The sequence below is a fragment of the Streptomyces durbertensis genome, assembly GCF_014156695.1.
Taxonomy (GTDB): Bacteria; Actinomycetota; Actinomycetes; order Streptomycetales; family Streptomycetaceae; genus Streptomyces; species Streptomyces durbertensis.
Genome location: NZ_WMLF01000912.1, coordinates 1 through 615 on the forward strand (window position 1 = coordinate 1; position 615 = coordinate 615).

A 615-nucleotide genomic window follows, 5' to 3' on the forward strand; every position below is an offset into this window, starting at 1 on the left:
GGGATCACCTCCGGGTCGCCGGGGCATAGTCGGCCATGAGACGAACCATGAGACGAACCGCGAGGAGGACCGCATGCCCACACCGCTCAGCGGCGAGGACCTTGACCGGGCCGTGGCCCAGCTGCCCGGCTGGCGCGTCACCGACAACGGACTGACCGCCTCGTACCGGGTGGACAGGACCCTCGTCCCCAGCCTGTACGTGGCGGTCGCCGCGGCCGAGGACGCCGCCGACCACCACGCGGAGATCACCATCCTCTACGGGACGGTCTCCTTTGTCCTGAACACCCACTCCGAGGGCGGTGCCGTCACGGAGAAGGACACCGACATGGCGGCCCGCATCAACGAGGTCGCCGCCGACCACCAGGCCACCCCGCTCTGACCCCGGGCCGCCCCGGCGAGGCGGCCCGACAGGAGGACGGATGCCCGAACCGACCAGCGTGTTCCCCGCACACGCCTCGGGGCCGCTGCCGCGACCATCTCGCCCCGAGTCCGCGGCCGACGGACGGCCGGTCGTCGACCTCCGCGCCGTGCTGTGAACCGGCGGTCGCGCCCTGTCCGACCGGACTGTCGGTGGTCGGTGCGACGATGGAACGACGAGGCAGCGCGCAACGGCGG

General features: G+C 72.5%; 1 protein-coding gene. It reads left to right on the forward strand.

Going from position 1 to position 615, the window contains the following annotated elements; genetic code table 11:
• Window positions 1-73: 73 nt before the first annotated feature.
• A complete protein-coding gene (locus GL263_RS27625; RefSeq protein ID WP_182858451.1) occupies window positions 74-379 on the forward strand; it encodes a 4a-hydroxytetrahydrobiopterin dehydratase in 306 nt (101 codons plus the stop codon).
• The last annotated feature ends 236 nt before the right edge of the window (window positions 380-615 follow it).

What these genes read in the sequence shown, in the direction of transcription:
- GL263_RS27625 (WP_182858451.1), top strand. Translation starts at nt 74, where the DNA reads ATGCCCACACCGCTCAGCGGCGAGGACCTTGACCGGGCCGTGGCCCAG.